4 protein-coding genes are annotated in these 5634 nt (G+C 30.1%); 3 read left to right on the top strand and 1 reads right to left on the bottom strand.

Features of this window, described 5'->3' with window-relative positions; all coding sequences use genetic code 11:
- The first annotated feature begins 57 nt into the window (after positions 1-57).
- The 3 genes from I4U58_RS12345 to I4U58_RS12335 are packed head-to-tail and all read left to right on the top strand — an operon-like array spanning position 58 to position 3804.
- Positions 58-1503 carry an aminoacyl-histidine dipeptidase gene (locus I4U58_RS12345; RefSeq protein ID WP_195931645.1) on the top strand — a complete coding sequence of 482 codons (1446 nt, stop codon included), beginning with the start codon at positions 58-60 and terminating at the stop codon, positions 1501-1503.
- 41 nt (positions 1504-1544) lie between these two features.
- Positions 1545-3473, top strand: coding sequence for an oligopeptide transporter, OPT family (locus I4U58_RS12340; RefSeq protein WP_195931644.1), 1929 nt, complete (start codon positions 1545-1547; stop codon positions 3471-3473).
- Entirely contained in the window at positions 3466-3804 is a 339-nt protein-coding gene (locus I4U58_RS12335; RefSeq protein WP_022071063.1) for a PqqD family protein, read from the top strand. Before I4U58_RS12340 ends, I4U58_RS12335 begins: the two co-directional genes overlap by 8 nt.
- Before the next feature lie 140 nt (positions 3805-3944).
- On the opposite strand, the gene aspD is transcribed toward I4U58_RS12335, so the two are convergent.
- Positions 3945-5582: an aspartate 4-decarboxylase gene (gene aspD, locus I4U58_RS12330; RefSeq protein ID WP_195931643.1), complete on the bottom strand. Its 1638-nt coding sequence runs from the start codon at positions 5580-5582 to the stop codon at positions 3945-3947.
- Between the last annotated feature and the right edge of the window lie 52 nt (positions 5583-5634).

The following is a 5634-nucleotide window of genomic DNA, read 5'->3' as shown; positions in this document are numbered from 1 at the left end:
AAAAGATAATTTAATTCTTAATAAAAAATAATTTTTAAAAAAAGGGGTTGATTTTAAATGGAAAACATACTAAAAGGTTTAGAACCACAATCAGTTTTAAATTATTTTGAAAAAATCTCTCAAATACCTAGAGGTTCTGGTAATGAAAAAGCAATAAGTGATTATTTATGTAATTTTGCAAAAGAATTAAATCTAGAATACATACAAGATGAACACTTAAATGTAATAATCAAAAAACCAGCTACTGAAGGTTATGAAAATTGTCCAGGAGTAATAATACAAGGACATATGGATATGGTTTGTGAAAAAAATAAAGATTCAAACCATGATTTCTTAAAAGATCCTATCCAATTAAGAGTTGTAGATGACATGATATATGCAACTGGAACTACTTTAGGAGCTGACAATGGGATAGCGGTTGCTTATGGTATGGCACTTCTTGCATCAAATACTATTAAACATCCTGAATTAGAAATACTTATAACTACTGATGAAGAAGTTGGTATGACTGGCGCTAAGAATTTAGATACTAGCGTTTTAACAGGAAAATATATGTTAAATCTAGATTCTGAAGAAGAAGGATGTATATTAGTTGGTTGTGCTGGTGGTAACAGAAACTGTACAACTTTACCACTTGAATTCAAATCTTCTGAAAAACAAGGATTCTTAATAGAATTAAAAGGTCTTTTAGGTGGACACTCTGGAATGGAAATAGATAAAAACCATGCTAATTCTAATAAATTAATGGGTAGAATATTAGACTTATTAACTATTGATTATGATTTAGTAAATGTAAATGGTGGTCTTAAAACAAATGCTATCCCTCGTGAATGCGATGCTGTTATAGCTATTGATACTAAAGATATAGATCAATTAAAAGCTGAATTGGCTAAAATAGAATCTATATTCAAACATGAATACAGAATTCCAGATCCAGACGTAAAAATTGAATTAAGTGAAACTTCTTTTGAAAAAGTTCTAACTGATGAATGTAAAAATAAAGTAATTCAACTTTTAAACTTAATACCATCTGGAATCCAAACTATGGCAGCAGATATGCCAGGTTTAGTGGAAAGTTCTATAAATTTAGGTGTTGTAACAACTAAAGAAGATGTTATGACATTTGAAGCAACTACAAGAAGTTCTGTAGAAACTAGAAAAGACTATATAAATAACACTGTAAAATTAGTTGCCGAGTCTTTAGGTGCTGATTATGAAGAAACTGACCATTATCCTTCTTGGGAAAGAGCTATTGACTCTAAACTAGAAGAAATAAGTATAGAAACTTACAAAAAATTAACAGGTAATGACCCTAAAATATTAACTATACATGCAGGTCTTGAATGTGGGTTATTCCTTAAGAAAATGGATGGCTGTGAAGCTATATCAATAGGTCCTAATGCTTATGATGTTCATACTCCAAACGAACATGTAAGTATTTCTTCAATAAAAAATGTTTGGGATTATTTAGTTGCTTGTTTAGAAAGCATGAACCAACATTAATATAAAATTTAATTTAAACGACAATGAAGGGGGTATGTCATTTGAATAAAAAACTATCTAAAGAGGCATATGGTGGAGTTGCAGGAAAAGACTACGTGCCATATATCACAGATAAATCGAAACTTGGAGGAAATATTGCTGTATTAATTATAGGGATTATATTTGCTGCTGTATTCGCAGCTTCTACAGCTTATTCAGGAATGAAAGCAGGACTTACTGTTGCCGCTGGTATTCCAGGTGCAATTTTAGGTTCAGCATTTGTTGCAATGTTTGCAAAACACAAAGGAATCCTTGGTAGAAACTTAGTTCAAGGTATGGCTAGTGGTGGTGAATCTGTCGCTAGTGGTCTTATATTTGTACTACCTTCTGTTATACTAATAGGTAGTGAATTTACTTTCTTAGAAGGTGTAGCAGTTGGTATAGGTGGAGTTCTATTCGGTATAGGTGCAGCTTCACTTGTTTATAACTATTTAATAATTGATCAACATGGTCATCTTATGTATCCTGAAGCTATGGCTATATCTGAAACTCTTGTAGCATCAGAAAATGCTGGCGGAGATTCAATGAAATTCATGGGAATAGGATTTGGTATAGGTGGTGTATTAAACACACTTTCAAGTTCATTCTTAAACTTAACAAACAATGTTATGTCTTTTGCAGGAAAATCATTCTACAAATGGAAATTCGACTTAGAAGTTAATCCACTTTTACTAGGAATTGGATTTATAGTAGGTATGGATGTTTCTTTAACTATGTTTGCTGGTTCAATATTATCAGCATTTGGTATAACTCCTTTACTTGCTTATTTTGCTGAAATGGCACATGATGGAGCTATGGTATGGAATAATCCTTCACTTGCAATAAACCAAATGGCTGTTAGTGATATTGCTGGTTCTTATGTTAAATATATAGGTGCTGGTATGATGTTATGTGGTGGTATAATAGGTGCAGTAAAACTTATACCTACTATAATAGCTTCAGTAAAAGAAACTATGAATGCAAAATCATCTTCAGAAGATGGTGAAGGTTCTTCATCTTACTTAATAATATTATTAGCTGGTACTGTTATAGGACTTATTGCCTCATTTATAATATCTGAAAGCATAGTAATGACTATAGTTGGAGCTATTTTATCATTTATACTATCTTTATTATTTGTTATAGTTGCTGGTAGATTAACAGGAACTATTGGTACTTCTAACCTACCTGTATCAGGTATGACAATAGCTTCATTAGTTATAACTACTGTAGTATTTGTTTCTATGGGATGGACTTCTCAAGCAGACAACAAATCTCTACTTTTATTCGGTTCATTCATAGTTGTTGCTATAGCAATAGCTGGAGGATACTGTCAATCACAAAAGGTAACATTTGTTGTTGGTGGTAATAAAAATGAAATGCAACGTTACTTTACAATATCTGCTATAGTTGGTGTTATAGTTGTTGTTGCTGTTATGGTTTTATTAACTGAACAATTACAAATAACTGGAGATAATCCTCCATTTGCTTTACCACAAGCTAACTTAATGTCTACACTTACATCTGGTATAATGTCAGGAAATCTTCCATGGGTTATGATAATAGTTGGTGTATTTATGGCAATAGTACTACACTTCTTAAATCTATCTATAATGACAGTTGCTATCGGATTCTACTTACCAATTTCAACTACTTCTATAATATTAGTAGGTGCTTTAGTTCGTGAATTTATCGAAAGAAGTACTAAAAATGAAGTAGAAAAAGAAGTAAAAGTTAGTAATGGTATAAGTTTATCTTCAGGACTTGTTGCTGGTGGTTCTATACTTGGGCTTATCGGTGTAATCTGTCAAGTAACTGGTTTAGTTGGAGGAAATGGTCCTAGTGGATTTGCTGCAGGAAATGGTATGGCTGTTGTATTATTAGTTATACTAGTAGTATTAACTGCTCTTCCTATACTAAATTCAAAAGTTAAGGGTCATAAAAATGAATAATGAAGACTCGTTAAATGTAGTATTTAAAATTTCAAATAGTATAGACTATGAGGTTAAGGATAAGATTGTAACAATATTAGAAAAACAAAATCATCCTATACAAAATTTTTTTAGAAAATTAAAATTTAGAATTCCTCTTTATAAAAAAATTAAACTTGATGAATATGGCAGCTTCATTTTTTTACAAATAGATGGGAAAAAAACAGTTGAAGAAATAGGCGAAAACTTGGAGTCAGAGTATGGAGATGCTACTCATCCTCTTTATGAAAGACTTACAATGTATTTAAACCATATACATGTTAATTGTAATTATATCGAGAGAATTAATTAAATAAAATAATATTAATAAAAGGAGTATTTAATTTAGATAAAATCTATTTTAAATACTCCTTTTATTAATATTATTTTTCTATTTTAAATATATTATTTACTTCTTACCTGTTATCAACTTTTACTAGAGTTAGTATAAGCTTAACCCTGAAGCTTTTTCCAATCATCAGCATAAGAGTCTAAAATTCTTTTTAAAACAACTCCTATTTCCGAATAAGCTTCATCATATAGATTTGCAAGTGATATTCTAATAGACCATTCAGGACCTGCAAATCCACCTCCTCCAAGTAGAACTATGGATGATTTTTGAGCTAAATCAAATAAAATATCAACTGGTTTATAATTTGCTTTTAAGTATTCTACAAACTCTTCTCCATAACATTTCTTACATAATCTCAGTAAATCTATTTGTGTATAGTAAGATGCATCATTTTCATTTTCATTTATTCCTATATCAAGTGAATCAAATAATAATTTTTTACGAGTCTTACAAATATTTATAGTTTTATCTTTATAATTATTTTCTTTATCTATAAGAGTAAATGCAGAGAAAAATGCCATTTGTACCTGTTGTGGTGTAGAAAGTCCTGCAGTATGATTTAATGAAACTTGTCTACTATCAGCAACTATTCTATCTATAAAAGGAACATTTTCCGGAACTGGATTAAGATCTGCATATCTTCTCATAGTTCTTTTTCTTGTAGAATATGGTAACTCTTTTATTAATTTATCAAAAACATTATTTTCATGAAGGGCTATAGTTCCTAATCTCCATCCTGTAACTCCAAAATATTTAGAATAAGAATATACTCCTATCGTATTGTATGGTAAATCAGCCATCAAAGATCTAAATCCATGTATAAAAGTTCCATAAACATCATCAGAAATTATCATTAAATCTTTATTTTTAGTTTTTACTATATCTACAATTTTTGAAATAGATTTTTGTGATATAGCTACAGATGGTGGGTTGCTAGGATTTACAACAAATAATGCTTTTATATCTGGGTTACTTAGCTTTTCTAATTCTTTATTGCTACATTGCCAAGTATGTTCATCATTTTCATCGATTTCATCTGCATTTATATAAACCACTTCAAATTCATATCTTGGAAGATGTGGTATTTCTAAATATGGAGTGAATACTGGTGTCATAATAGCTATTTTATCTCCTTTTAAAAGAAGGTTATTTGCTATTAATGAATCAAATATATAACACATTGCAGCAGTTGCACCTTCAACTGCAAACACATTAAATTCTCCTCCTTTTTCCACATCATATTTCATTTCTCTTTTTAAATATTCTTTTACTATTTTTTCTATGTGAATTAACATTCTATCTGGAAATGGATAATTATCCCCTATAATTGCATCTGTCAATTCATGCAGAAATTCATCTTTATCAAAATTCAATTCTTCTATACCATAATCTATTATTGCTTTTAATGTATCTATTCCTGGCATAAATTTATTATTCTCAACATAGGTGCAGAACCTTTTGTATATCCCTGTTTTTTTAGGCATACCAGTCAAATCACCATCATCCCAAGTATACCTACTTTCTGTTATTGCAAATTGTCCAAAAGTAAAAAATGCTTCCCTTGGAGTTGATGCTATCCAGTTTGGATTCCCACGACCTGCATCAAGTAAAGTACGTGTACTCTTTCTATTTGATAAAGTTGCCAATTCTATTAATTTATTTTTAAACTCAAATGGACTTATTTTTCCGTATATATTTTCTAGTTCAAGTCTGCTTATATTTTTAATTTTGTTGTTCAAATTACTCACCCTTTCATAGATATACAATTATTTAACTATTATATATCCCCTA

The sequence above is a fragment of the Clostridium sp. 1001270J_160509_D11 genome (assembly GCF_015667935.1).
Classification (GTDB): domain Bacteria; phylum Bacillota; class Clostridia; order Peptostreptococcales; family Peptostreptococcaceae; genus Intestinibacter.
Note: the sequence above shows the minus strand (reverse complement) of the source record. Positions and strands in the feature narration are given on the sequence as shown.